Annotated in this window: 23 protein-coding genes; 10 read left to right on the top strand and 13 right to left on the bottom strand. The window is 42.0% G+C overall.

Annotation, left to right across the window (positions count from 1 at the left end):
• Positions 1-29: 29 nt before the first annotated feature.
• A complete protein-coding gene (locus DMZ48_RS15830; RefSeq protein ID WP_143956144.1) occupies positions 30-1427 on the bottom strand; it encodes a porin family protein in 1398 nt (465 codons plus the stop codon).
• Between the two features lie 125 nt (positions 1428-1552).
• On the opposite strand from DMZ48_RS15830, the gene guaA reads away from it, so the two are divergent.
• From guaA to yidC, 6 genes are all read left to right on the top strand, one after another.
• Positions 1553-3082 carry a glutamine-hydrolyzing GMP synthase gene (guaA, locus tag DMZ48_RS15835; RefSeq protein WP_143956145.1) on the top strand — a complete coding sequence of 510 codons (1530 nt, stop codon included), beginning with the start codon at positions 1553-1555 and terminating at the stop codon, positions 3080-3082.
• A gap of 10 nt (positions 3083-3092) precedes the next feature.
• Entirely contained in the window at positions 3093-5108 is a 2016-nt protein-coding gene (locus DMZ48_RS15840; RefSeq protein WP_143956146.1) for a PBP1 and LysM peptidoglycan-binding domain-containing protein, read from the top strand.
• The gene (locus DMZ48_RS15845; RefSeq protein WP_143956147.1) at positions 5041-5457 is read left to right on the top strand and encodes an OsmC family protein; all 417 of its coding nucleotides are present in this window, start codon (positions 5041-5043) and stop codon (positions 5455-5457) included. Before DMZ48_RS15840 ends, DMZ48_RS15845 begins: the two co-directional genes overlap by 68 nt.
• 3 nt (positions 5458-5460) lie before the next feature.
• Entirely contained in the window at positions 5461-5685 is a 225-nt protein-coding gene (locus DMZ48_RS15850; RefSeq protein WP_143956148.1) for a DUF3820 family protein, read from the top strand.
• Positions 5686-5901: 216 nt separating this feature from the next.
• On the top strand, positions 5902-7536 hold the full coding sequence (locus DMZ48_RS15855) for a CTP synthase (protein WP_143956149.1): 1635 nt from the start codon (positions 5902-5904) through the stop codon (positions 7534-7536).
• Positions 7537-7647: 111 nt separating this feature from the next.
• Positions 7648-9537 (top strand): membrane protein insertase YidC, encoded by a 1890-nt coding sequence (gene yidC, locus DMZ48_RS15860; RefSeq protein ID WP_143956150.1) that lies wholly within the window; start codon positions 7648-7650, stop codon positions 9535-9537.
• Between the two features lie 74 nt (positions 9538-9611).
• Here the strand turns inward: yidC and DMZ48_RS15865 are convergent, their stop codons facing one another.
• On the bottom strand, positions 9612-10622 hold the full coding sequence (locus tag DMZ48_RS15865) for a fasciclin domain-containing protein (RefSeq protein ID WP_143956151.1): 1011 nt from the start codon (positions 10620-10622) through the stop codon (positions 9612-9614).
• Between the two features lie 186 nt (positions 10623-10808).
• Positions 10809-12656, bottom strand: a complete 1848-nt coding sequence (locus DMZ48_RS15870; protein ID WP_143956152.1) for a fasciclin domain-containing protein — start codon at positions 12654-12656, stop codon at positions 10809-10811.
• 261 nt (positions 12657-12917) lie between these two features.
• Here DMZ48_RS15870 and mnmA point away from each other — a divergent pair, with 261 nt between their 5' ends.
• Positions 12918-14105 carry a tRNA 2-thiouridine(34) synthase MnmA gene (mnmA, locus tag DMZ48_RS15875; RefSeq protein ID WP_143956153.1) on the top strand — a complete coding sequence of 396 codons (1188 nt, stop codon included), beginning with the start codon at positions 12918-12920 and terminating at the stop codon, positions 14103-14105.
• Between the two features lie 15 nt (positions 14106-14120).
• A complete protein-coding gene (locus tag DMZ48_RS15880) occupies positions 14121-15071 on the top strand; it encodes an NAD(P)H-dependent flavin oxidoreductase (RefSeq protein WP_143956154.1) in 951 nt (316 codons plus the stop codon).
• Positions 15072-15172: 101 nt separating this feature from the next.
• Here the strand turns inward: DMZ48_RS15880 and DMZ48_RS15885 are convergent, their stop codons facing one another.
• The 5 genes from DMZ48_RS15885 to DMZ48_RS15905 all read right to left on the bottom strand — a co-directional run bounded on the left by DMZ48_RS15885 (position 15173) and on the right by DMZ48_RS15905 (position 17956).
• Complete coding sequence (locus tag DMZ48_RS15885) at positions 15173-15607, bottom strand: hypothetical protein (RefSeq protein ID WP_143956155.1); 435 nt, start codon at positions 15605-15607, stop codon at positions 15173-15175.
• A gap of 468 nt (positions 15608-16075) precedes the next feature.
• A complete protein-coding gene (locus tag DMZ48_RS15890) occupies positions 16076-16588 on the bottom strand; it encodes an SRPBCC family protein (RefSeq protein ID WP_143956156.1) in 513 nt (170 codons plus the stop codon).
• Between the two features lie 175 nt (positions 16589-16763).
• Entirely contained in the window at positions 16764-17504 is a 741-nt protein-coding gene (locus DMZ48_RS15895; RefSeq protein WP_143956157.1) for an NYN domain-containing protein, read from the bottom strand.
• 4 nt (positions 17505-17508) lie between these two features.
• The gene (gene rpsU / locus DMZ48_RS15900) at positions 17509-17703 is read right to left on the bottom strand and encodes a 30S ribosomal protein S21 (protein WP_143956158.1); all 195 of its coding nucleotides are present in this window, start codon (positions 17701-17703) and stop codon (positions 17509-17511) included.
• A gap of 58 nt (positions 17704-17761) precedes the next feature.
• Positions 17762-17956, bottom strand: coding sequence for a cold-shock protein (locus DMZ48_RS15905; protein ID WP_143956159.1), 195 nt, complete (start codon positions 17954-17956; stop codon positions 17762-17764).
• Positions 17957-18493: 537 nt separating this feature from the next.
• Between DMZ48_RS15905 and DMZ48_RS15910 the strand changes: the two genes are divergently transcribed.
• On the top strand, positions 18494-20173 hold the full coding sequence (locus tag DMZ48_RS15910; RefSeq protein ID WP_143956160.1) for a M1 family metallopeptidase: 1680 nt from the start codon (positions 18494-18496) through the stop codon (positions 20171-20173).
• A complete protein-coding gene (locus DMZ48_RS15915) occupies positions 20173-21561 on the top strand; it encodes an aminopeptidase P family protein (RefSeq protein ID WP_143956161.1) in 1389 nt (462 codons plus the stop codon). The genes DMZ48_RS15910 and DMZ48_RS15915 overlap by 1 nt, the downstream gene beginning before the upstream one ends.
• Positions 21562-21626: 65 nt before the next feature.
• On the opposite strand, the gene agaR is transcribed toward DMZ48_RS15915, so the two are convergent.
• The 5 genes from agaR to DMZ48_RS15940 form a co-directional block, all read right to left on the bottom strand.
• Entirely contained in the window at positions 21627-22388 is a 762-nt protein-coding gene (gene agaR, locus DMZ48_RS15920; RefSeq protein WP_143956162.1) for a transcriptional repressor AgaR, read from the bottom strand.
• Positions 22389-22464: 76 nt separating this feature from the next.
• A complete protein-coding gene (locus DMZ48_RS15925) occupies positions 22465-23451 on the bottom strand; it encodes an amidohydrolase family protein (protein ID WP_143956163.1) in 987 nt (328 codons plus the stop codon).
• On the bottom strand, positions 23433-24275 hold the full coding sequence (locus tag DMZ48_RS15930) for a class II fructose-bisphosphate aldolase (RefSeq protein WP_143956164.1): 843 nt from the start codon (positions 24273-24275) through the stop codon (positions 23433-23435). The genes DMZ48_RS15925 and DMZ48_RS15930 overlap by 19 nt, the downstream gene beginning before the upstream one ends.
• 19 nt (positions 24276-24294) lie before the next feature.
• The gene (locus DMZ48_RS15935) at positions 24295-25239 is read right to left on the bottom strand and encodes a carbohydrate kinase family protein (protein ID WP_143956165.1); all 945 of its coding nucleotides are present in this window, start codon (positions 25237-25239) and stop codon (positions 24295-24297) included.
• On the bottom strand, positions 25232-26152 hold the full coding sequence (locus DMZ48_RS15940; protein WP_143956166.1) for a 1-phosphofructokinase family hexose kinase: 921 nt from the start codon (positions 26150-26152) through the stop codon (positions 25232-25234). Before DMZ48_RS15940 ends, DMZ48_RS15935 begins: the two co-directional genes overlap by 8 nt.
• Positions 26153-26154 lie beyond the last annotated feature (2 nt).

Below are 26154 nucleotides of genomic sequence, written 5' to 3' on the forward strand. Positions count from 1 at the left end.
AAAATAGCCCCGGATTCGTTCCGGGGTTTTTAATTTAAAGGGATGTTGAAACCCACGAGAAGTCGGAAGCGGTCAACACTTACCGAAAGATTGTCGTCGTTGAAATCTGTTGGCCCTACAGGTAAGGTGATCGCTCTTTGAAAATCTCCCGCAGCGGTGGTATATACTGCTCCAAAGACGAGGTGGAAAGTGTTGGCATCGATATTTACCCCACCTCCGAAATGATAATTGTCGAGGGTAAGGAGATTCTCCTCTCCGAAGCCATTTTCATTCTCGATGAGTGACTCATTTCTTTTCACCGGTGAAAAATCAGTGGTAAAGCTGAGGTAGAGTCCGAGTGTCTTTGTCAAATATAGCTCCGTACCAAAACCAAAATTGAGGACCCCTTTTAGTTCTTCTTTTCTTTCTGCCGTATCCACAGGTTCTGTTACACTTTCGATGGGAGGAATATCGAGTCGGTCATAGGCTGAAACCGGTGCATGCCAGTCGGCATTTAGATGGAGTACATGTTTATCAATTGGAATTCCCGCCCCGATATTCACGCCTAACGGGACCTTTCTTTTAGAATTTATATTGTCAAACTGAGCGATGGTAAGAATGTCGGCACCGGTATTTCCGGAAGCGAAGATAAACTCACCGTTATAATTTCCTTTCTGGCTGATCTCGAGGTAAGGAAGATCGATGTTGATCCCCAGGTCAAAGCTTGGTAATTTCCATGCAGCACCTAATTTAAAGAACAGCCCCATGGAATGTTGTTCGAAAGAGGTTTCTCCATCGGAAAGGTAGATCGGATCGTCTTCATTTAAGAGTACGAAACGAATGGCATCGGTTCCGCTGTAATTATAGAAACTGGCGAACATAGAAATACCAATACTGAAATTGTCTTTGAGCTTTTTACCCCAACTCAGGCCGAACCACTCTTCAGTGACCTTCATAGTAATGCCAATTTTGGTATTGAAGAATTGCCCAGGTGAAAGAAGGTCCGAATTATCTGCGTCCAAAAGGCCTGTGTCAAAGGAAGCATCTACGTCGATGCGGCTACGGGATAAAAAAGAATAATAGAAGTTCTCAGTTCCCAGTTTAACGCTACCGGCTACTAGTCCGGGAAGGGCATTGAATCTTGGGTTCTCGATGTTGATACCTTCTCCCAGAAAATCATCGATACGTATCATCGAACGTTCGTAGAATTTACCTTCGATGGAAAACTTTGGGTTTTCGACCAAGGCAAGTCTGGCTGGATTATAGAAAACAGCACCGAGATCGGTTACACTTCCAGTAACGTTCCCATTGAGAAGAACAGATTTATTACCATAGTTTTCATAGCGATAACTCCGCTGTCCATAGGTGTTTAAATTTATAAATACTACAATTACTGTAGTGAGAAATGTGAGGCGTTTCGGGAAATTGCGTCTTTCAGATACTATCATAAAAGTATGAATCGGTTATTTGAAGGGGCATGGGATAACGCCTTTTTTCTAAAGGTGTTGATTATTAATTTTTAAATATAGTTAAAAGAGACTTTTTCTAACAGTTCAAATTGTTATTTTTGCGCATGCAAAATAATGTACTCATTTTAGACTTCGGATCGCAGTATACGCAACTCATTGCGCGCAGGGTCAGGGAACTGAATATATACTGTGAAATTCATCCATACAATAATATTCCAGAGAATCTATCTGATTTTAAGGCGACCATCCTTTCCGGGAGTCCGTTTTCAGTAAGGGCGGAAGATGCTCCGCATCCGGATCTCAGTGGAATTAAAGGAAAAATGCCTGTTCTGGGTGTTTGTTACGGTGCTCAATATATGGCACATTTCAACGGAGGAAATGTTTCTCCTTCTAACACCCGTGAATACGGAAGGGCAAATCTTTCCTTTATCAAAGAGAATGAATCTTTCTTCAACGATATTCATATCGGGAGTCAGGTGTGGATGAGTCACAGCGATACAATCAAGCAATTACCCGAAGGCGGAGTGAAGCTGGCAAGTACTGCGGATGTTGAAAATGCAGCCTATAAGATCGAAGGTGAGGAAACCTATGCGATCCAGTTCCATCCGGAAGTTTATCATTCAACCGATGGTAAGAAGTTATTGGAAAACTTCCTCGTAGGCATTGCAAAAGTTAAACAGGACTGGACTCCTGATAACTTTGTGGAAATGACCGTGGAAAGTCTTAAAGAAAAAGTAGGGGATGGGAAAGTTGTACTCGGACTTTCAGGAGGAGTAGATTCAACCGTTGCTGCTGTCTTGCTCAATAAAGCTATCGGAAAGAATCTGTATTGTATATTCGTGAATAACGGACTTTTACGTAAGAATGAATTTGAGAACGTTCTCGATCAGTATGAGGGGATGGGACTTAACGTAAAAGGAGTGGATGCGACGGCACGCTTTTTGGATGCATTGGATGGAATCGAAGATCCTGAGGAGAAAAGAAAAGCGATCGGTAGAGTATTTATCGAGGTCTTCGATGATGAGGCGCATCTCGTACAGGATGTTGACTGGCTCGGACAGGGTACTATTTATCCTGATGTGATCGAATCTATTTCTGTTAAAGGGCCTTCTGCTACGATCAAGAGTCATCATAATGTAGGTGGATTGCCTGATTTTATGAAACTTAAGGTGGTGGAGCCATTGAATATGCTCTTTAAAGATGAAGTGCGACGCGTAGGAGCAAGTCTTGGTATCGATCCGGAACTGCTTGGACGTCATCCATTTCCGGGACCTGGTCTGGCAATTCGTATTCTGGGTGATATTACTGCCGAAAAAGTTCGTATTTTGCAGGAAGTTGACGATATTTTCATCAGCGGACTCAAAACCTGGGGACTGTACGATAAAGTATGGCAGGCAGGAGCTATTCTTTTACCGGTGAATTCGGTAGGAGTAATGGGAGATGAACGAACCTACGAAAAATGTGTGGCCTTACGTGCGGTGGAAAGTACCGATGGAATGACTGCAGATTGGGTGAATCTTCCTTATGAGTTTTTACAAAAAACATCTAATGATATAATAAATAAGGTTAAAGGCGTTAATAGAGTAGTATATGATATCAGTTCTAAGCCGCCGGCAACCATAGAATGGGAATAACATTAATTTCATGAAGAAACACATTGTAACTTTTGTACTGACACTCGTGATCGGTTTTGTCGCTTCTGCGCAGGATCATTTTAAGACCCATGCCGTTAAAGAAGGTGAGACGGTAGAGCAGATCGCGAAAATGTACAGCGTCACTCCTTACAATATCTTAAAATTAAACCCCGAGATAAAATCGGGGTTGAAACCGAATACCATCCTGATTATTCCAGTTGGCGATGTTGCCGTGCCGGAAACCAAGGATGTGGTGACCACCACAAATGTTGATCCGTTACAGCAGGAAGTGGAGCGTTTCATAAAGCATAAAGTAAGGAAAAAAGAGACGCTGTATGGTCTGGCACAGAAGTATAATGTGAGTGAAGCGGTTATCAAAAGATACAATTCACAGCTTTATAGCCGTACACCGATGAAAGGTGAAAAACTGGACATTCCGGTATTCAAGAAAATACCTGTAAAAGAGGATAATGGGCTTACCAACGGACTCGTTCCTTACCTGGTGAAGGCTTCAGAAGGGAAATGGCGTATTGCTTATGAACATGGGATCACCGAAGCGAAATTGCTGGAGCTGAACCCTGAAATGAAAGAAATACTGCAGGAAGGTGATACGCTTATGGTACCCTTCATTGCCGGGAATGACATGAGAATGGTAGATTCTGACGAATATAATTATTATACGGTTCAGGAGGCAGAAGGTTTTTATCGACTCAATGTAAAACTCGGACTCACGCAGGATCAGATCGAAATGCTCAATCCTGAAGTTAAGGAAGTCGGGCTTCAAAAGGGGATGATCCTTAAAATACCCAAAGAAGTTACAGGTGATTTTACTGTTAGTGACGGAAGACTTGTGGAGAAATTCAGTTTGCTGGATAGTCTGAACTATGATTCGGTTTCAAGAATTGCGATCGTACTTCCTCTGGATCTTGGAAGTCTGGATTACGATTCTATTCCGGCTCTCCAAAGCCGTCTGATGCATACTCCTGGTAAATCACCTGACTTGCTGGAACTGGGAGTCGATTTTTATAGCGGAGTTCTTGTAGCTCTTGACTCGGCACGCGATCTCGGACTTTCAGTAGATGCTAAGGTCTTCGATAGCGGTAAGAATGAGAACAGAATTTATCAGTTGCTTTCCAGCGGGCAATTCGCTGACAGAGATGCGATCGTCGGACCAATAATTCCTAATTCCATTAATCAGATCGCTGATTATGCCGGGATGAATGTGCCGGTATTTCCTCCATTCACCTATAAAGGGATCAATCTTAAATATAATGTTTTTCAAACCCTGCCACCTGATGAGTTATTACGACGTCATATGATCGACTATATGGTGGCTCATGGTGCGGATAAGAATATCATTATTATTGCTGATAAAGAACATGAGGCGGTACAAAAGGAATTGCAAGCTAAGTTTCCGGGAGCCAAGATCGTAAATCCAAAAGATGAATCCATCATCAGATTAGATGACATCAATCCGTTCCTTACCGCAGAAAAGAAGAACTGGGTGATCGTTGAAACCGATAACTTCTCACTTCTTTATAATATCACTACTGTTGTTAATTCTGCAAGAACTGAAGAATTTAATATTCGTATGCTTACTACCCTCAGAGGTAAGGCCTATGATAATTCCAATATTCAGAATATAAGTTTGTCTAACCTTAACTTCATTTATCCGTCACCGTACAACCCGGCGATCAAGGAAAATAGTTTTGCTGAGCGTTATCAGAAACGCTTCGGAGCGCTTCCGAATCGTTATGCTACCCGTGGATTCGATCTTGTGATGGATCTGCTGTTACGACTTGGGTATAATAAGAATTTATACTATGTGAATTCGAGGGTCAGCGAGATGGAGTACGTTGAGAATAAATTCGATTATCGCCCATCTACCGAGGGCGGCTACTATAATCGGGCGATGTATATCGTTACTTATGATAATCTTGAAATAAAAGAAGTTAAGGATGACACCAACCTCTACAGTGAAGTACCTGGGGGACTTAAGAACGGAATGCGTTCACCTCAAAAGTAAGAATACCTTTATTACCGATGCCCCGACCGATAACAATGGAAAAGGGGAGGCATTTTCACCTACTGATACCGTAGCCACTGCGCTGGCAAGCTGTATGATGACAGTAATGGGGATAAAAGCGCGCGATTTGGATGTTGATCTTACCGGAAGTCTAGCGACTGTGGAAAAGATCATGTCGGCTAATCCAAGAAGAATCGCTCGTATCAACGTCGTGCTGGATATTCCGGTAATGCCGGATGAAAAGTCGGTTAAGATTCTTGAGAACACCGCTCGTACATGCCCGGTACTACTAAGTCTACACGAAGATATCATCAAAGATATAACGATCAACTGGAATGTAAATTCCTGATGTATGAACGATGGATTCAATAGGGAATTCCTGGAAAAGCTAGCTGCCATGAAAATGCCTTATGGCAAATATAAAGGCAGACTCCTGGTGGATATTCCTGAGCCCTATTATACCTGGTATCGTCAAAAAGGTTTCCCTGAGGGCAAGCTCGGAGACTATCTGAAAGCCATGCATGAGATAAAGATCAATGGTCTGGAAGGGTTGATCCGTAAAATCAACAGATTATGATCGTTAAAGTATAGGGTGAGTTTTTGTGATATTCTGAGATATGATGATAATTAGTTGGTTTTTTACTACCTGAAATGTAAAGTGTTGAAGAAGGCTGCAATCGTATTCTGAGATTCGTATTAATTATTAAAAATCAGTCTGGAGGCGGGATTTTTTTAATTCTTATTTTGTATTTTTGGCGCGAATTTTTGAGCAACTTATACAAGCGTTTTTTACATGGCAGATACCAAATATATTTTTGTGACAGGTGGGGTTTCTTCATCGTTGGGTAAGGGGATAATCGCGGCTTCACTGGCCAAACTATTACAGGCCAGAGGTTATAAAACAACCATTCAGAAACTGGATCCCTATATCAATGTTGACCCGGGAACACTGAATCCGTATGAACACGGAGAATGTTACGTTACCGATGATGGAGCAGAAACCGACCTTGATCTTGGCCATTATGAACGCTTTCTAAATGTTAACACCTCTCAGGCGAATAACGTGACCACCGGTAGAATATACCAGAGCGTTATCGAAAAAGAAAGAAGAGGAGAGTTCCTTGGGAAGACCGTACAGGTTGTGCCGCATATCACTAATGAGATCAAAGAACGAATTCAGTTGCTCGGAAAAAGTGGTGATTTCGATATTGTCATTACTGAGATCGGTGGAACGGTTGGAGATATCGAGTCGCTACCATACATTGAAGCTGTTCGTCAACTTATGTGGGAGCTGGGGGATAATAATGCAATTGTTATTCACCTTACGCTGATCCCTTTTCTTTCCGCAGCTGGAGAACTTAAGACCAAACCAACCCAGCACTCGGTTAAAACACTAATGGAAAGTGGTATCAAAGCTGATATCCTCGTTTGTCGTACCGAGCATGAATTGTCTGATGATCTTCGTGATAAACTGGCGCTGTTCTGTAATGTTAAGCGTGAAGCAGTAATACAGTCGATCGATGCATCTACAATCTATGATGTACCAAACATGATGCTCGATGAAGGACTGGATCTGGTTACCTTAAAAAAACTCGCTCTGCCTGAGCAACAGGAGCCAAACCTGGTGAACTGGAATAAATTCCTGGACAGACACAAGAATCCAAAGAATGAGGTGCATATAGGACTCGTGGGTAAATATGTAGAACTTCAGGATAGTTATAAATCCATCCTTGAAGCCTTTATTCATGCAGGTGCAGCCAATGAAGTAAAAGTTACTGTTGAATATATCCATTCGGAATACATCACTGAAAAGGTATTAAAGGATAAAATCGCAAATCTGGATGGGATTTTAGTCGCGCCCGGTTTTGGAGAACGCGGTATTGAAGGAAAGATTCGTACCATTCAGTATATCCGTGAGAACAATATTCCATTTTTGGGAATCTGCCTTGGAATGCAAATGGCGGTTATCGAATTTGCGAGAAACGTGCTCGGACTTAAGGAGGCTAACTCTACCGAAATGAATTCAGGGACCGTGCATCCTGTGATCGATCTTATGGATGAACAAAAAGATATTACGCATATGGGAGGGACCATGAGACTCGGTGCCTGGAAATGTGCAGTAAAAGAAGACAGTATGGCACATAGGATCTATGGGGAGACCCTGATCTCGGAACGTCACCGTCACCGTTACGAATTCAATGATAAATATCGAAAGGAAATAGAAGCTGCCGGACTTAAAGCTACAGGTCTTAACCCGGATACAGGATTGGTTGAAATAGTGGAACTTGCTGATCATCCATGGTTTATAGGTGTGCAATATCATCCGGAGTACAAAAGTACCGTTGCGAATCCGCACCCGCTATTCGTTGCCTTCGTCGAAGCTACTCTGAATTACAAAACACAGAAATCAAATGCCACTTTGGCATAAAGTACGGAATTGGGTTTATCTTTGATAGCTGAAAGTAAAATGAACAAATTAAGTTCAGATATCGCTATCCCTTCCGGAAGCGAATTTGATCTCCTAACTAATTATTGTTAAATGGAACAAAAGAAGTTTGACATTAACTCCATCATCGGATTTGTGCTTATCGGTGCGATTTTGATGTGGGTAATGTATACCAACCAGCCTACACAGGAAGAAATCGATGCAGAAAAGGCGAAGACCGAGCAGGTGGAACAGGAAAAGGCTACAGAAGCCGCAACCACGGAATCTACGTCAAGTCAGGAACAGCAGGTCGATCTTAATGATTCTACCGCCCTTGCCAGTTACAAATCTGCATTGGGTGCATTTGGTTATTCCGCTGCCTTACCAGCTGCAAAAGGTGGACAGACCGTACTTGAGAATGAGCTTATCAAATTGACGATCGATAACAAAGGGGGTGAGATTACCGAAGCTTTGCTAAAGGATTTTCATACCTATGACTCTGTACCGGTTTATCTGGTGAAGGATGGTAATTCAAGTTTTAACCTGACATTGCAAACTACTGATAACCGTACCCTGAATACCAAGGACCTGTTCTTTGAACCAGTCCTTTCTAAGAATGGAGACACACAGGTATTATCAATGCGATTGAAAACAGCATCTAATAATTATCTGGAATATCGGTATGAATTGAAGCCTGATGAATTTCTGGTTGATTTTGCCATTCGTTCTCAGGGATTGAACGGGGTACTTAACAGCGCGCAGCCTGTTAACCTGAAATGGGATCAGAAAGGGATCAGACATAGTAAAAGTATTGAGTATGAAAACCGTTATACACGACTTACTTATATGCATGACGGTTCGGTGAGTAAATTGTCTCCTGCAGGTGAAGATGAAGAATCGGCATCTGATCTGAAATGGATCTCCTACCGTCTTCACTTTTTCAGCACGATACTTGCTTCGGATAATTCCTTTAAGTCGGCTACGATGACCTCAGAAAAATTATTTGAGGAGGAATCACCGGAAGCAAAATATACAAAAGGATACAGCACCACCATTCCACTTGAGGTTCAGGGAGGGGAATTGAACTATAATTTGCATTGGTATTATGGTCCTACAGACATCAAGGTGTTGAAGAAATATGAAGACTTAAAATTCATCGATTCCATTCCTTTCGGGTGGGGGATCTTCGGATTTATCAATAAATATGTCTTTACACCGCTATATGATTTCCTAAGCTCGTTCCTGCCTTACGGAATAGCGATTATCGTAATGACGATCCTGGTTCGATTGATCATGTCTCCAGTAACTTATAAATCTTACCTTTCCCAGGCTAAGATGAAAGTATTGCGACCTGAGATCACTGAGATCAATGAGAAGTTTAAGGACAACCCTATGAAGCGTCAGCAGGAGACTATGAAGCTATATGGAAAAGCTGGAGTGAGTCCGATGAGTGGTTGCGTGCCGGCATTGATGCAGTTGCCTATTTTCTATGCACTCTTCATGTTTTTCCCGACTGCTTTTATGTTAAGGCAAAAACCTTTCCTCTGGGCAGAAGATCTTTCTTCTTATGATGTGATTGCTGAATTGCCTTTCAAGATCCCATTCTATGGAGATCATGTGAGTCTATTTCCGATTCTTGCATCAGTAGCGATCTTCTTCTATATGAGAATGACGACAGGACAACAGCAAATGATGCAACAGCCAACTCAGGAAGGTATGCCAGATATGGGAAGTATGATGAAATGGATGATCTATATCTCACCATTGATGATGTTATTCTTCTTTAATAACTATGCGAGTGGTCTGTCTTTGTATTACTTCGTATCTAACCTTATTACCATCGTGATCATGTTGGTGATCAAAAATTATATAATCGATGAGGATAAGATTCATGCACAAATTCAGGAAAATAAAAAGAAACCGAAAAAGGAAAACCGTTTCCAGAAGAGAATGCGTGAAATGATGGAGCAGGCAGAGACTCAGCAAAAACAGGGTAAAAAGTAATTCATTGAATAATAAATAAAAAAAGGCTGTCAGATTACTGACAGCCTTTTTTTTATTTGCATCCCAGGATGGTTTTAATCGTTGAGTTCAAATACTCCGTCAACGATATGGATCAATCCATTCCATGCAGCTATATTCGCTGTTTCGATCTCAGCAACATTACTTGCTTCATCGATCAGGTAGACCTGACTTTCGTGGTTTACCGTTAAGTTCGAACCTTCCCAGGTGGTTAGTGATTGCCCTGTGTTGAATTTTTCATACCTGATAATATGATCTTTCAGGATATGATATTTCAGACATGACATGGTCTCTTCCTGGGTGGTTTCCGTGTTTTCCAGGGACTCGTTTATAGGAGCGAAGATGGTAAAGTCCTTTTCCAGATCATTGAGCTCTTTACCCATATCTGCGCTAATTGCATCGAGCATGCTTTTTAATCCGGCCAAAGCCGGGTCTAATTCGATGAGTCGCTTCAGGCTGACCGGTTGAATAACTGCATCGGTCTTATTGAGGATGCCGTTCCCAACTTTAATGTTCTTTTGAACTACTGATGCCTGATCGTTGATCATCAATTTACCATCTTTTTGCTGAAGGAAGATGTCGATGTTAACCCTTGACACGAACTCTTCAGACAAGGTCTTAAAGTACGTTCCAGGGAAATATTCCATTCGTTCCTCACCACTGAACATATGCATTTTGAGCAGTGATGTCAGAAAAGTGGTATTCATATTCTTTACTGAAGAAACATTATTCGCATTTAAATAACTATTGAAGGCAGCATTGTCAGGAGCGAAGAACGTAAAGGATCCTGGATTATCAAGAGCCTGTTCGTAGCCTATCTGTTCAATTGCTTCAGTGAGTATACTGTAATCCGGATCATCCTTCAGGTAGCTCCAGATAGATTTGGTTGATACTTCACTGTAACCACCTTCATTTTCGTTGTCTGTCGCGCTTTGTTCCTGTGGGATGCTGAATGTTTCCATTTCTAAGTTTGCTTCTTCTTCGAAGCTTTCCGGTTTAGAGCAGGAGATAAGTAGGATAATGGTAACAATGGGGCAGATAACTGAAAAGTTAAATGGTTGTTTCATATGTCAAAGAATTTGGTCTGGCCAAATATATATTTTAGTAGGAAAATACTTAATTAACATATAGGAATATTAGTTTAAGTTTCATCAAAAGACGATGAAATGTTAAATTTTCGCAACTTATAACAATGTAAAAGGGTGCCCTCCTTTCGGAAGGCACCCTTTTAACGAGGTCTGAGGAATGAATTGTTATAAAGGGGGTAGTATAACTTTGTCGATGGCGTGGATTACTCCGTTAACAGCCTGTACGTCGGTTGCAATTATATTAGATATCCTCCCATTTGCGTCGGTAAGAGTGGCGCCACCCGTTACGTTAGCGGTAATATCCCCTCCCAGGGTTGTTACGGTCATAGCATCGGTTAGATCTCCTGCCCGCACGTTGGCTTCTCCTACGACATGATAGTTGAGGGTTGCTTCGAGGGTGGCTGTGTCAATATCATCAAGACTCCCGACTCCCAGTTCGGTCAACAGATCGCCAAATGCAGCATTAGTTGGCGCGAAAACGGTAAACGGTGCGCTTCCGTCACCCCATGGCGTTGACAAGGTCTCTACATACGTAAAGCTATCTTCCCGGGTAAGCGCGCTAACCAGGGTTGAAAAATTCGGATCTGCGAGTGCAAAATCAACTACGGTAGGCAATCCTATTACTGCATCTACTGCGTGGATCACTCCATTAGAAGCCTGTATATCGGCTGTTATCACATTGGCCACCCCATTAATCATAACTCCATCTTCCGTATTAGCGTAAAGACTAAGTTGATCACCATCTGCATTGGTAGCCATGGAATTGTAGTATCCCGTTGTGATATCAGCCGATAAGGCTTCTCCTTCAACCACATGATTTAGCAAGATTTCTTTTAAAATATCGGTAGGCACATCTTCCAGACTGCCAAAGCCATTGTCATTAAGGAAGGTTGCAAAGGCTGTATTATCCGGGGCAAATACGGTTAACGAAGCTTCGCTATCGTTTAATGCATCTGCTAAACCTGCTGCCTGAACCGCAGCGAGAAGGCTGCTATAGTTCTCATCTTCTGCAACCATTTCTGCTATGGTCTTATTCATAGATATGGCGTCGACAACTTCCTGAGGGAGCAATACTTTATCGATGGCATGAATCACACCGTTACCTGCCTGAACATCTGCAACTACGACATTTGCATCGGTATCCGTAGCATCATCGATCATAACACCGTCTCCAGTCATGATTGTAAGGTCACCTCCATTAGCTGTGGTAACGGTCATGCCATCAGTTAGGCCTTCAGAACGGGCGTTGGCTCCAACTACTACATGGTAGGTGAGTACAGCTTCCAGGGTATCATCATCGATATCATCCAGTGAGGAGATTCCAAGGTCATCCAGCAAAGCCTGAAAAGCGGCATCAGTGGGTGCAAATACGGTAAATGGTCCGCCATCCATATCATCCAGAAGTCCGGTGTAGGTGTCACCGAAGCGCGATAGCGCACTAACCAGTATAGAGAAATTTGAATTGGCTACCGCGTGGTCGGTGATACTCGGAATTGTTAAAACACCATCAACAACGTGTACAACACCGTTGGTGGCTTCAATATCTATCGCATTGGCTACCGGCGAGGCAGTACCATTGAATATGATACCTCCCTCGGTGTCTATATAGAGACTCAGGTCGCTGTCGTCAGGTCCTGTACCAAGAGTAGTGGTATAACCAGTTGATAGCGAAGATGACATTACAACACTGCCCAGTACGTGATTAAGCAGCAGATTGGTGAGTGCCTCATCATTAATGCCGTTTAGATCAGTGATACCCGCATCCTGAAACGCTTCATCGGTGGGAGCAAAAAGAGTATAGGTTCCGCTCGCATCTAATACATCATCCAGGGCTGAAGCCTGCAGGGCTGCTGCCAGAATTGTATGATTAGCGGAACTTTCTACAATTTCAGTGATGCTGTACTCCATGGGAAGTTCAGGAGTGCCATCATCGTCATCATTATTACAGGATTGCAGACCTGCAAGAAATACTAATAAGATCGTGATTTTGAACAGATGGTTTAGAGTTTTCATCGAATTTACATTTAAATTGTTTAGTGTTTACTAAATAAAGTTAAACAAAAAGAAGCTTAATACAATAATGTTTAACATTAATTAAGAAAAATTAAACATAAAATATTTGGTTTTGATACTGAGATGGTTAGAAACATTAGGTTGCAGGGGCATTTTAGCGTATCGGAAGGTTGTAAGGATTTGTATTGATAAGCGTCGAAAGAACTTCTTAACTTATTTTGTAATTTTGCATACTGTCGGGAAGCGACGAAAAATGGTAATATGAAAAGAGTAGTTGTAGGTTTGTCTGGTGGAGTAGATTCCAGTGTTACTGCATATCTGTTGAAAGAACAAGGGTATGATGTTATCGGGCTTTTTATGAAGAACTGGCACGATGATACGGTGACCATATCTAATGAATGTCCGTGGCTGGAAGATAGTAATGATGCTATGATCGTTGCCGAGAAACTGGGTATTCCTTTTCAGACTGTCGACCTCAGTGTAGAATATAAAGAACGCATCGTTGATTATATGTTCAACGAATATGAAAAGGGGCGTACCCCGAACCCGGATGTACTTTGTAACAGAGAGATTAAATTCGATGTGTTCATGAAGATCGCGTTAAGCCTGGGGGCAGATTATGTGGCGACCGGACATTATTGTAGAAAAGACAGTATTGAAAAGAATGGTGAAACCATATTTCGATTATTGTCCGGAAAGGATCCAAACAAAGATCAATCGTATTTTCTGTGTCAGTTATCTCAGGAACAATTGGCGAAGACCTTATTTCCTATAGGTGAGTTAACCAAACCTGAAGTTCGAAGAATAGCTGCCGAGAACGACCTTATTACTGCAGATAAAAAGGATTCTCAAGGGCTTTGTTTTGTTGGGAAAGTACGTCTGCCTGAGTTTTTACAGCAAAAATTAAAACCAAAGGCTGGAAATATCATCGAGATCGATGCCGATAGCATGCTGGGTAAAAAGAACGGAAAAGAGTTCTCTTCAAGACAGGAGGAACTTGAATATCTGGCTGAGAAATTCGTTTATTCTCCGACAGAAGGTAAGGTAGTTGGGCAACATCAGGGGGCGCATTATTTTACCAAGGGACAACGAAAAGGTCTGGCCGTTGGCGGTACGCCCGAACCTCTCTTTGTTATCGAGACCGATGTAGAAGAAAATGTCATATATACAGGTCAGGGGAAAGATCACCCTGGTTTATTTCGAAAAGCTTTGTTTGTATCTCCTGATGAACTTCATTGGGTTAGGGAAGACCTTGCCTTAAAACCCGGGGAGAATATGAAGTTAAAGGCAAGAATACGTTACCGTCAACCTTTGCAGGAGGCAGAACTCATTCGGGTCGAAGATGGGCTTTATGTTGAATTCTCTGAACCACAGAGTGCGATTACCGAAGGTCAGTTTGTGGCCTTCTATCAGGATGATGAACTGATAGGTTCCGGTGTTATTGCTTAAAATCAAAATCAATTTATGCAAAACAGAATAACCAGCCTTTTTAAGATCAAATATCCGGTCATACAGGCTGGTATGGTCTGGGCAAGTGGCTGGAGGCTGGCTGCGGCTTGTTCAAATGCAGGTGCTCTCGGACTCATCGGGGCGGGCTCTATGTATCCCGATATATTGCGGGAACATATCCGTAAATGCAAGGTGGCAACAGATAAACCATTTGGCGTGAATGTGCCGATGCTCTATCCTGACCTCGAAAAAGTGATCGACATCATTATTGAAGAAGGTGTGAAGATCGTTTTTACGTCTGCGGGGAATCCCAAAACCTATACTTCTCGTCTGAAAGAAAATGGGATCACGGTGGTTCATGTGGTCAGTAGTGTCAAATTCGCTCTTAAGGCTCAGGAAGCCGGTGTGGATGCCATTGTGGCTGAGGGTTTTGAAGCCGGAGGACATAACGGTCGTGATGAAACCACCACCTTTACGCTCATTCCGATGGTTTGTGAGAAATTGAATATTCCGGTAATTGCAGCCGGGGGAATCGCTACGGGTGAAGGTATGCTTGCTGCTATGGTGCTGGGAGCGGAGGCTGTTCAGGTTGGTAGCAGGTTTGTAGCAAGCGATGAGGCATCCTCTCATATCAATTTTAAGAATAAAGTCGTGGAATCGGTTGAAGGCGACACCATGCTCACCTTAAAGGAGCTTGCTCCCGTACGACTGATTCGCAATAAATTCTTTGATGATATACAGGAACTTTACAAAAAGGGTACCAATGCAGAGGAATTGATGCGACTACTCGGAAGAGCCAGGGCCAAAAAAGGTATGTTCGAAGGTGATCTTGATGAAGGTGAGCTTGAGATCGGGCAGATCGCTGGATTGATCCATGATATAAAACCCGCAGCTGAGATTATTTCAGAAATGATGCAAGCGTATAGGCAGGCTGTAAAAAAAGTTAAGAATCTACCCGAGTTCTGACTTTAATGGTGAGGAACGGTCGATTTTATAAAAAAGGAAAAGTGGCTGAGGGGGTACCCCGCCACTTTGTATCTCAATCAGCGATTTCTGAAAACCAATGACTAATTGAGTTTCCTTGATATTTCTACTTTAGAGTCTTTGACATAGGACCAGTATTCCTCCAGAATTGCATCAGCTTCCTCTTTACTACCTGCAATTCCAACCAGTGCATTGTACCATTTAATAGTTTCGGGGCTTAATTCCCAGTTGAGCGATTCAATTCCATTTTCATATTTCCAAACGATCACCAGGTCATATTCACCGGTTACCATTTCCATTGTGAGTTCTGCTGCAGGTAAACCCGCTTGTTTATCGGCTTCCAGAAAATAAGTCTTCATAAGATCCATTGCCTTGTCATAGGTCCCGGGATACATATTGAGGCTGATCACTTTAAGCCATTCGGGGTTTTCTAGTCGTTTTTCTGTGAGTTCCTGTGCATCGACTGCAAAGGCTGCTAAAAAACAGATGATAATGCAAATTTTAGTAATGATTCTCATATTTTCGATTTCGCTGGGTTAAAAGATTCATACTGCCTGAATGGTATTCGGGCAAATAAATACTTAAAACTTTTTAACCGTTAAAGTGATTAGTCTTGGTAGGATTGAGGCGATAATAAATCAAAAAATTACCCGACGCCGGAGGGATCTTTTGGAATCGGGCAGTGATCGGGTGGAGGATTAGGCTTTAAAAGCCAGAATAATTTCTATTTTCATAAAAATTGCCACCGGATCAGGACAGACAGAAAATTGTGTTTGATACCCTTAACACGCTGTCGATCAGGAGTGATTTCGATTTGCAAGATACTATTAATAAACTATATTTCAAAGTTTTAAAAAGGAGTAGTCATCAAATTTTATTGCGTTATATCGAGGGTGTCAGCGACAAGAAAGTATGCGGGTGGAAATATGAGATTTCCTAAATGGTATTAAGGGGTTCTGTTGTAGAAACTAGCACGTATTCAGTATTTACATATTTACAAATTCAAAAGCATAGTTGTCATAGGTGCTCAGGTCTATCCCGGTCTCATTGAGCAGGATATTGTGTTCGAGAAAAGCTTTCAGATTTGCCATCCAGAATGACCAGCCATTGCTGCATCCGAAATGAACCTTCATCTTATGATCATCATCGGTAGGGATGTTTGACTGAGTGAGTGTAAGCAATGTGTGGTCATGCTTGCTTTCTAAGGTGATGGTAAGATGACAATCTCCTGCAAAAGTATATACAATTTTATCTTTCCCGTTGGCTTCAAGAACCTTTCCCGTTTCCTGACCTTCCCAGTTATGCCACATCCAGCAATATTCATCACCGGCTTGCACAAATTCATTGGGTTTTAATCGATTTCCATTTCTGGTAAAGTCTGAAGCTCGCAGAAACCACGAAGTGATACCATCTTCAGTTGCCCAGCACCAGTAAAGTTTCTCTATGGTAGTGTTGATAAAAATTCTTTTAGTAAAACGTTCAAAGGATAGTGCAGCCATTTTTTTGTAATTATACTAATCGTCAGTAAATTACAAAAAAAATCATTAAAGAATAACACCGGTGTTTTGTGAGCGATTCTTAACCGGTAAAGTAAAAAGCAAACAGCTGAATCCTGGAATGAGGCGTATTAAATTACAGGAAATTGATAGGAAGGAAATTAGAGGTAACTGTAGTTCAGGATCTTTTTCTCACATAGATAAGATTTCGATTCCCGCGAGGGTTTTTTCTGGATTCTATCTCTAAAGATTCTATTGACTTTACCAAAGGGGTAAGCTTTTGGAATCCATAATTTCGAGAATCAAAGTTGGGTTGCTTTTTTTGGAGCAATGCTCCCACTTCCCCTAGAAATGCCCATCCTTCTTCATCTTCGAGGTCTTCAATGGTAGAAGCGATGAGTTTGATGACATTGGGTGTGATTTTATCTAATTTTGATTTATTCGATTCTTTCGAAGTAGAAGCGATATCGGTTTCTTCATTCGATTTTTTAAGAATTTCAAGGTAGATGAATTTATCACAGGATACTATGAAGGGGTCGGGAGTCTTTTTTTCGCCAATCCCGAAGACTGTCATGCCTGCTTCGCGAAGGCGGACAGCGAGTCGTGTAAAATCACTGTCACTGGATACCAGGCAAAAACCTTCTACTTTGCCTGAATACAGGATGTCCATGGCATCGATAATCATGGCGGAATCTGTGGCATTTTTACCTGAAGTATAACCGTACTGTTGAAAAGGGGTTATGGCGTTCTCTAAAAGCACCTTTTTCCATTTCGACAAACTCGGTTTGGTCCAGTCACCATAAATTCTTTTTATGGTAGGGTTGCCATACTTGGCGATTTCTTCCAGCATTTCCTTAACATTGGTGGCCGGAATATTATCACCATCGATCAGAACCGCCAGATTTAAATCGTTTTTCATGGAGTTAACCTTCGTGCTGACGGTCGAATTCCTGCTTGTAAACCGCTTTGGCGATCTCTTTTCTTCTCAATTCAGACTTCTTAACGAACTGTTGATTGTCACGCAGGTTTTTGATTTGTTTGGTTCTGTTTACTTTCTGACGATAGCGTTTCAGTGCACGTTCTATGGTTTCACCTTGCTTTACATTGATTATGAGCATAAAAAATATTTAAAATTAAAAAGCCATTTGTTGTTGCAAATGGCTTGTTCCGATTTTCTTAGTCAATTACCTCTACGTTGATGGCATTGATTCCTTTTCTTCCTTTTTCGGTTTCAAAGCGAACTCTGTCATTTTCATTGATCTCATCAATTAGTCCACTCTGGTGTACAAAGATATCTTCGTTAGAATCTGTTGTTGTGATGAATCCAAATCCTTTGGTTCTGTTGAAGAACTTTACCGTTCCTTCTTTCATTGTATATAAATTTAAAAATGTTCGTATATAATAATCCAGACGAGCAGCAAATACAGGGTGTAACAATGAAACCCGATACGCTGCATATCTTGTTTTTCAGCAAAGAATCAAAAAATAGGAATGAATTACATGGAAGAGTAAAAAATTTCTAGGCCTTGGTACTTAATTGCTAATAAGCTGCAAAGGAACGGTTTTATTTTGGAATTAACTATTTAAACAGGTTTTATTTTGAGAGTGAGTCATTTCTTGACCACTGATTGTTCGATTTAAACTTATTAATAATGGTTACTTGTAACCCTTTGTAGTACATTTCCTGGGTCTTCAAATAGTGTAATGCTGTTTATGGATAGACTTTAGGTTTTATTATCATGAAAGTCTCAATGGTCTTAGATGATTCGTAATGCGGAGTATCAAAGATTATATTACCCGGCTTTAGTACTTTATTAACTGATAATTGTCTTTGTTCTTGATATATCCGATCATTATTTACAAATTTGAAACAGGGAATCCAACTAAACTGAAATGCCCGCTATACCTATGAATAAAATCCTAGCCACAGCCCTCTTCCTGGGGCTTTTACAAACTACATTGGGACAGGACAAGATCAAAGAATTTACACAGGCTGATACCTTAAGGGGGACTATTACTCCCGAAAGATCCTGGTGGGACGTCATGCGTTATGATGTCTACGTACGTCCTGTATTTGAAAAGAAATATACTTCAGGCTTTAATGAGATCACCTATACCGTGGTTGAAGAATCACATCCAGATAAAATGCAGATCGATCTTCAGAAGCCTTTAAAGATCGATAGTGTGTTGATGGATGGAAAGGAAATAAAGCGTTATAAAAGAAAGGGAAATGTCTACTGGATAGAAACCCCACCCCAGGCGATGGGAACTGAGCATAAGATTAAACTTTATTTCAGTGGAAAACCTCATGAGGCGATCCGTCCACCATGGGACGGAGGCTGGTCGTTCTCTAAGGATGAGCAGGGAAGGCCCTGGATGACTGTTACCTGTCAGGGACTGGGAGCTTCCATCTGGTATCCAAATAAGGATCATCAAAGTGATGAACCTGATCATGGTGCTTCACTAACCATGCGTGTTCCTAAAGAGTTGACCGCTGTAGCAAATGGACGGCTTCTCGATCGAACGGATCATGAAGATGGAACTGTCTCGTTTAAATGGGGTGTGGAGAATCCGATAAGTAACTATACCATAATTCCCTATATCGGGCATTATGTTAACTTCTCACAGGTCTATACCGGACTAAAGGGGAAACTGGACCTCAATTACTGGGTGATGGATTATAACCTTGATAAAGCAAAAAATTATATGCCGGAGGAGGTACATAATATGCTGGATGCCTTTGAATACTGGTTTGGTCCTTATCCCTTTTATGAAGATGGTTATAAATTGATAGAGGTGGATAATACCGGAATGGAGCATCAGACAGCAGTATCCTACGGGAATTACTATGCACCGGGGTACAGAGGTCGAGACGGTTCTGGGACCGGGCTTGGGCTCACCTGGGATTTTATTATTATTCACGAAAGCGGGCATGAGTGGTTCGGAAATAATATCACCAGCAATGACCTTGCTGATATGTATGTGCATGAAAGTTTTACCAATTATAGTGAGACTTTGTTCATCGATTACATCTACGGGGAAGAATCGGCAAATGAATATAACTATGGGATTCGTCAGGGTATCAGAAATGATAAACCGATCATTCCTGCCTACGGTGTGAATGCACAGGGAAGTGGTGATATGTATCCGAAAGGCGGAAATATGCTACATACGATTCGACATAGTATCGATGACGATAAATTGTTCAGGAATATACTTGCAGGTCTGAATCAAACCTTTCATAACCAAACTGTGGATGGGCCCCAGATTCAACAGTATTTTACGGAGAAAACAGGATACGATTATTCTAAAGTTTTCAAACAATACCTTACCACCACAGAAATTCCGAAATTGCAGCTATATATCGATTGGAAAAATAGTTTGATGTATTACCGTTATACCAATTGTATCGAAGGATTCAATCTTCCACTGGTGTTGAAAGGAGAGAGGGAGTCGATCAGGATCGCGCCGGATAAAACCTGGAAAAGTACTCCGATCACGCACCGAAACCAATACCTGTTCACGCCTGGAAGAATTGAGAAGATGTATTATTTAGATGTGGAACTATTGAAAAATATGGAAGAATAATGTTTTCAAAACAAACGTATACCGAGAGAAGAAAAGTATTGAAGGAAAGTGTTGGAGAGGGACTCCTCTTATTTCCTGGTAATAAGGAGATGGGAATGAACTACAAGGATAACTGGTATCCCTTCCGACAAGACAGTACGTTCTTATATTATTTTGGGATCGATCTACCGGATCTGTATGTGGTGATCGACGTGGAAAAAGATCGTGAGATCTTGTTCGGAGATGATCTGACACCGGAAGATATGGTTTGGGTAGGTGCGGCTGCGCCTCTTAAGGAATATGCTGAAAAGTGCGGCATCGCTGAGGTGAGGCCAATGGCTGCTTTACTGTCCTGGTTGCAAACCGAAGCCGCTACGGGTAAGGATGTACATTATTTACCGCCCTATCGGGGGAATGTGAGTATTGAAATCAGCAATATTACAGGTATTCCGGTTAATGACGTTGCTTTAAAATCTTCCGTAAGATTTACCAAAGCGGTTATAGCACAAAGAGCCATAAAGACGCAGGAAGAATTGAAAGAGATCCATAAAGCCGTCAATATTACCGCGGCAATGCATACTCATGCTATACGTGCTTCGGTACAGGGAAGAACCGAGAAGGAGATCGCAGGTGAATTACAGGCAATTGCTATCGGTGGAGGTGGAAATATATCATTTCCTATCATTCTAACCAGAAATGGTCAGTATCTGCATAATCATGCGACCACCGCGACCATCAATAAGGGAGATCTTGTGCTCTGCGATTGTGGAGCAGAAACGGAAATGCATTATGCTGGCGACATGACGCGAACATTTCCGGTTTCAGAACGTTTTAGCGGTCTGCAGCGGGAAGTATATGATATCGTGCTGAATTCACATGAGACTGCGGTGGCAGCACTAAAACCTGGCATTCGTTTTAAAGACGTGCATTTGATGGCATGTGCCGCCTTGGTGGAGGGCTTAAAAGGCATGGGACTTATGAAAGGAAATACCCAGGAGGCTGTGGATGCAGGAGCGCATACCCTGTTCTTTCAGTGCGGATTAGGTCATTTCATGGGCCTTGATGTTCACGATATGGAAAACTTTGGAGAGCAGCTTGTAGGTTACACGGACGATCTTAAGAAAAGTACGGAATTCGGACTTAAATCTTTGAGGTTAGGTAAAGAACTTCAGGTGGGAAATGTACTTACGGTAGAGCCGGGGCTCTATTTTAATCCGTTTCTGATCGATGCATGGAAAGCTCAGGGGAAATACACAGATTTTGTGAACTATGAAGCGGTTGAGAAATTTAAGGATTTTGGAGGTATCCGGGTCGAAGAAGATTTTGTGATCACGGAAAAGGGTAAACAATTACTGGGTGATCCTTTGGCTAAAACTGCCACAGCTATAGAAGACTTAAAAAATTCCTGAACCATTTTCAGGATGCTTTTACGAGTAAAGCAGAGGGCCTTTCTTTTTTGAGAAAGGCCCTTATTTTATTCAGCAATTATTACTTCTACATTCTTTTTTTCAAGCCAGAATATACTTTCACGATCGATATTTATATCGGTAACGATCTTATCAACTTTATCCAGACTTTCGATGAATGCAAGTCCCGTTTTCTTGAATTTTGAACTGTCGGCTACCAGAATCACTTCTTCTGAGATCTCGATCATGATCTGATTCAGATAGGCTTCCTCCATATGATGCGTGAATACACCTACTTCTGGTTTAATGCCGTCTACTCCCAGAAATAATTTGTTGCAATGTAATTGTCGTAAATTTCTTTCTGCCATCGGTCCTACCAGTGACATGGAAAATTCCTTGAGGTAGCCTCCCGGCATATAAACCTGGAGGTTTTTATACTGTGAAAGATTATTCACGATATCCAGCGCGTTACTGATCACGGTCAGCTCATTGAATCCGGCAAGATTATTTGAAATTTCAAAGGTTGTTGTGCCGGAGTCGAGTATGATAGAATCCTTTTCATCGATCAGACTCGCAGCTTTTTTTCCGATCAATCTTTTGAGTTCCTGATTTACCCCTTTTTTCTCAGAAACTGTCAAGGCGATATTACTGGTTTTGAAAGCACCCCCGTGCGTTCTCACCAGTAACCGGTTCTTTTCCAGTTTGTCAAGATCATTTCTAATGGTAACTTCGGTAACTCCGAATTTTTCGCTCAGTTCCTGAACATCGACCTTTCCCAATTCATCCAGTATCTTAAGAATATTGGCCCGTCTTTCTGCTGCTTTTTTCATAATCGGTAATACGGTAGTATTTCTATAGAAACAAATATAATTTATTTCGAAACAAAAGAATATTTAAATTTTCGAATTAGAAATTATAGGTTTTTTTAGCATTTTCCCGAAAAATCTTTTGAACCACTTCGGAGGGAAGTCCCAGGCCTTTAAAAGTTCCTTCGAATTCCGGAGCGACCATTTCTTCTTCGGTTTCAAAATACTTCCAGTGATTTTTCCAAAGTGTTTCAAAGCGCTGACTGAGCGCTTTCGGCGATCTGGATCCGTCATCGATCACATCGGAACCATAGATAATTCGATCCTGATAGGTGATAAAGAACTCACGTACAGATTCTCGATCCTGCATCGACTGAAATTGAACATGACAGATGCGCTCGGCCAGATCCGTCATTGTATTCGGAAATTTTTCGAGCCGTTTTGCTACTTCTTTAAGGTTCCACTCCATGCTGAATAAATGGAGCCCCACATATTTCAGATCGGGATATTTCTCGAGAACCCGGTCTCTTGCCATCATCTGACATTCGTAACTAGGATAGTCAGCATTTTTATACATATGATACTCAGGATGCGAGCCGAAATATTCCTGGTCGGAATTCATGGTCATCTCTTCCAGAGGTAGCCAGCAATTCCTGGGTTCTCCCTGATGGCCTATCAATAAAATACCCTCATCGCAAAGATATTGGTATAGGGGGTCAAAGCGTGCATCATCGACCATGACGAATTTTCCTTCCGAATCGGCTATTGCTGCATCCATGCCGATATTCTTCCAGATCTTTACCGCTACGGCACCATTGGAAATACCTCGTTTCAATTGTTCCAGGGCATGAGGTAGCCATTGTTGAGTGTTCCAGTAACGGGTGTCAAAACTAGTAGCATATCTGATCATATCCGGATAGCGTTCCTGCAACTTATGAATGGTCGCTTCCTGTGACTCCAGTGATTCGAAAAAGGGAATGTCCGTGTTGATCGAAAGAAATTTTACCCCGTTCTTAAGGGCAGTTTCCATTTTTTCGGTGGAAAGCGTGTTTAAATGAACATGAGCATCTATAAAAGATCGGGGCATGGCATTTCGTTTTTAACGATTCTCAGTTTATTTTTTACAAGTTTAGTAATTTCTGCCGTGGCAACGGGGAATACTTTTCTAAGATCAATTTCTTCGTTTTCCGCCAGCGTGTGCTGTAGGGTTTTCATAAAAATATTCTTGATCTCTGTGGCGAGATTAACTTTACAGATCCCGTTACAGATCGCTTCCTTGATCTGCTCTTCCGGAACGCCTGAGCTGCCGTGCAATACCAGAGTGGCGGGTGTAATCCTATGGATCCTCGAAAGAAGTTCGATATCGAGCTTCGGGGTTTTTTTATAAAATCCGTGAGCGGTTCCGATCGCTATGGCCAGCGCATCCACACCGGTTGCTTCCACAAAAGATCGTGCCTCATCCGGCTGTGTGAATCCTTGTGCGCCATGATCTTGACCGAGTTTGGCGACATAACCTAATTCGGCCTCTACGTGTGCGTTATATGATTCTGCTCTTTTGACCACTTCCCGGGTGATCCTGATATTTTCCTCCAGAGGGAGTTCGCTGCCATCGATCATCACAGAATCAAAGCCTGCGTCGAGGCAACGTTGAGCTAATTCTACTGAACCTCCGTGATCCAGGTGAAGATAGCCTTCCACGCCATAATGTTTTAATCCTTCACGACCCAGCTTAACGGCGGTTTCGAGCCCCATATAGTCGATGGAGCTCTGGGTAAGTTGAAGAATGATAGGGTCGTTATTTTCAGCGGCTGCCTGGAGCACTCCCTGAAGAGTTTCCATGTTGTAGAAATTGGTGGCAAGTAGGCCGCGTTTAAGATTGGTGAATTCTGAAAGGCGTTCTTTGATTCTCACGATTTAGATTTATTTTAGATTAGGTCTCCGGATCAAATAGTTCTCTGATCCTGTTTTGAATTTGGTCTTTGTTTTGAAACGCTGCTGTACCACCGGCAGCGGTTGTATTCAGTGCACCCATGATATTTCCGTATTGCAGACAAAATTCCAGAGGAGCTCCTGAAATATATTTTGAGATGAATCCGGCATTGAAGGAATCTCCGGCTCCGATCGCATCGATGAATTGTGGGTTGATGAATGCCTTTACTTTGATCACCTGATCTTCTGTGAAACCGATACTTCCCTGTTCTCCCAATTTCAAGGCGATTGTATTTGCATAAGGACTTACTGCGGTAATGGCTTCTGTGATAGAATCAGACCCGGTTAAAGCCTTTATCTCCGCTTCATTAGGAAAGAAGACATCTACATAAGGCAGGCAACTTCTGAAGTCGAAGTCCCATGTATTCCCCGGATCCCATTGCATGTCCAGTGAAGTTGTAACACCTGTTTCTTTTGCTTTTTTGAAGATCGCTATGATGTCTGTTTTGATACCTTTCTGTAAAAAGAAATTGGAAAGATGGAAGTGCTTGTGTTTGGCTACCTCTTCCCAGGGTATATCCTGGAAGGTGAGAGCTTCCATCGCACCGCAATGAGTGACATTGGCCCGATCTTGATCGTAACTCATTACGACGGTAACACCGGTATTGAGTGTTTCCGTTCTTTTGATAAAATCAGTGACAACTCCCTTTTTCTTTAGTTCTCTCAAGACAAGATCACCGAAGATATCATAGCCGATCATACCGCAAAAGGTCGTCTCTGTACCCATCGATGCGGCATTTGAGGCCATGATGCCTGAAGAGCTTCCTAATACAAGATTCATGTGGTCAGCGATGATCTCGGTTCCGATTTCCGGGAATCCGTGTATGTTATTTAATATCAGGTCTGCATTCAGTTCTCCTACTACGAATAATTCTTTTTTACGCATGGCTTAGATTTTTAATGTTAATGAGTGGGAGTAAAGATTCCACGTCTGTTTTTCTGAGCATGCCCAGTTCTTCGTTCAGACAATTGGCTGCACCACAGGCGACACCGTAAGTCGCGATATCTGAATTGGCCATTTGTCTTTCAATGGCAAAGGCGATACCTGCTGTCAGGCAGTCACCGCTACCAACGGTACTGATGACATTATCAATGGTTGTACATGCGTGGATCAATTCCTCACGGAAATATAGCCATAACCCTTGTTTGCCTTTGGTATAGGCAACGAGTTTTACGTTTTTTTTAAGATGTTCGATTACTTCGAAGGGGTTGGTAGTGCCCAAAATTTCACCGGCTTCTGGTTCGTTAAGGTGGATCCCGAAAAATTCCGATTTCAAGGCATTTTTAAGTTGTGAGCCATTGCAATCTATGATCAGGTCTTTGCCGGCTTCATGACAATGTTCACTGAGGAGTCTGTTGGCGCTCTCGGGAGTTCCGGCTGGCCAGGATCCGGAGGCAATGATCAATCGATGATTTCTGATCTCCTTTTTAAATATATCCAGAAAGGATTGCCAGTCGCTTTTTGTTATGAACGGGCCCGGTTCCAGAAGTTCGGTGTTGTTTAATTCCTGATCCTGAGATCGTATGGTGTAGCATTTTCTGTTTTCAGAATCTAATTCCGGTCCTATTACATCGATACCTTTATTCAGGCAGGCTTCCTTAATCCAGGAACCGTTTCTTCCTCCCCAGAATGCAAGCAGGGTGGCGTCTTGTCCTAACTCTCGTTGGGCAAACGCAATATGCGTACCTTTTCCTCCGGGATATTCCTGAAGAGATTCAAAACGATTGGTGGTTCCGCTGGAGAATCGGGTGATCCATGCAAAGGTGTCTATCGATGGGTTCGGACAAATGATCAGCATTT

It is taken from the genome of Robertkochia solimangrovi, from assembly GCF_007279655.1.
GTDB classification, from domain to species: domain Bacteria; phylum Bacteroidota; class Bacteroidia; order Flavobacteriales; family Flavobacteriaceae; genus Robertkochia; species Robertkochia solimangrovi.

What these genes read in the sequence shown, in the direction of transcription:
- yidC (WP_143956150.1), top strand. Translation starts at nt 7,648, where the DNA reads ATGGAACAAAAGAAGTTTGACATTAACTCCATCATCGGATTTGTGCTT.
- DMZ48_RS15935 (WP_143956165.1), bottom strand. Translation starts at nt 25,239, where the DNA reads ATGCGTAAAAAAGAATTATTCGTAGTAGGAGAACTGAATGCAGACCTG.
- DMZ48_RS15940 (WP_143956166.1), bottom strand. Translation starts at nt 26,152, where the DNA reads ATGCTGATCATTTGTCCGAACCCATCGATAGACACCTTTGCATGGATC.
- guaA (WP_143956145.1), top strand. Translation starts at nt 1,553, where the DNA reads ATGCAAAATAATGTACTCATTTTAGACTTCGGATCGCAGTATACGCAA.
- DMZ48_RS15880 (WP_143956154.1), top strand. Translation starts at nt 14,121, where the DNA reads ATGCAAAACAGAATAACCAGCCTTTTTAAGATCAAATATCCGGTCATA.
- DMZ48_RS15850 (WP_143956148.1), top strand. Translation starts at nt 5,461, where the DNA reads ATGAACGATGGATTCAATAGGGAATTCCTGGAAAAGCTAGCTGCCATG.
- DMZ48_RS15865 (WP_143956151.1), bottom strand. Translation starts at nt 10,622, where the DNA reads ATGAAACAACCATTTAACTTTTCAGTTATCTGCCCCATTGTTACCATT.
- mnmA (WP_143956153.1), top strand. Translation starts at nt 12,918, where the DNA reads ATGAAAAGAGTAGTTGTAGGTTTGTCTGGTGGAGTAGATTCCAGTGTT.
- DMZ48_RS15925 (WP_143956163.1), bottom strand. Translation starts at nt 23,451, where the DNA reads ATGCCCCGATCTTTTATAGATGCTCATGTTCATTTAAACACGCTTTCC.
- DMZ48_RS15845 (WP_143956147.1), top strand. Translation starts at nt 5,041, where the DNA reads ATGACACCAACCTCTACAGTGAAGTACCTGGGGGACTTAAGAACGGAA.
- DMZ48_RS15885 (WP_143956155.1), bottom strand. Translation starts at nt 15,607, where the DNA reads ATGAGAATCATTACTAAAATTTGCATTATCATCTGTTTTTTAGCAGCC.
- DMZ48_RS15870 (WP_143956152.1), bottom strand. Translation starts at nt 12,656, where the DNA reads ATGAAAACTCTAAACCATCTGTTCAAAATCACGATCTTATTAGTATTT.
- DMZ48_RS15915 (WP_143956161.1), top strand. Translation starts at nt 20,173, where the DNA reads ATGTTTTCAAAACAAACGTATACCGAGAGAAGAAAAGTATTGAAGGAA.
- rpsU (WP_143956158.1), bottom strand. Translation starts at nt 17,703, where the DNA reads ATGCTCATAATCAATGTAAAGCAAGGTGAAACCATAGAACGTGCACTG.
- agaR (WP_143956162.1), bottom strand. Translation starts at nt 22,388, where the DNA reads ATGAAAAAAGCAGCAGAAAGACGGGCCAATATTCTTAAGATACTGGAT.
- DMZ48_RS15910 (WP_143956160.1), top strand. Translation starts at nt 18,494, where the DNA reads ATGAATAAAATCCTAGCCACAGCCCTCTTCCTGGGGCTTTTACAAACT.
- DMZ48_RS15855 (WP_143956149.1), top strand. Translation starts at nt 5,902, where the DNA reads ATGGCAGATACCAAATATATTTTTGTGACAGGTGGGGTTTCTTCATCG.
- DMZ48_RS15890 (WP_143956156.1), bottom strand. Translation starts at nt 16,588, where the DNA reads ATGGCTGCACTATCCTTTGAACGTTTTACTAAAAGAATTTTTATCAAC.
- DMZ48_RS15895 (WP_143956157.1), bottom strand. Translation starts at nt 17,504, where the DNA reads ATGAAAAACGATTTAAATCTGGCGGTTCTGATCGATGGTGATAATATT.
- DMZ48_RS15905 (WP_143956159.1), bottom strand. Translation starts at nt 17,956, where the DNA reads ATGAAAGAAGGAACGGTAAAGTTCTTCAACAGAACCAAAGGATTTGGA.
- DMZ48_RS15830 (WP_143956144.1), bottom strand. Translation starts at nt 1,427, where the DNA reads ATGATAGTATCTGAAAGACGCAATTTCCCGAAACGCCTCACATTTCTC.
- DMZ48_RS15840 (WP_143956146.1), top strand. Translation starts at nt 3,093, where the DNA reads ATGAAGAAACACATTGTAACTTTTGTACTGACACTCGTGATCGGTTTT.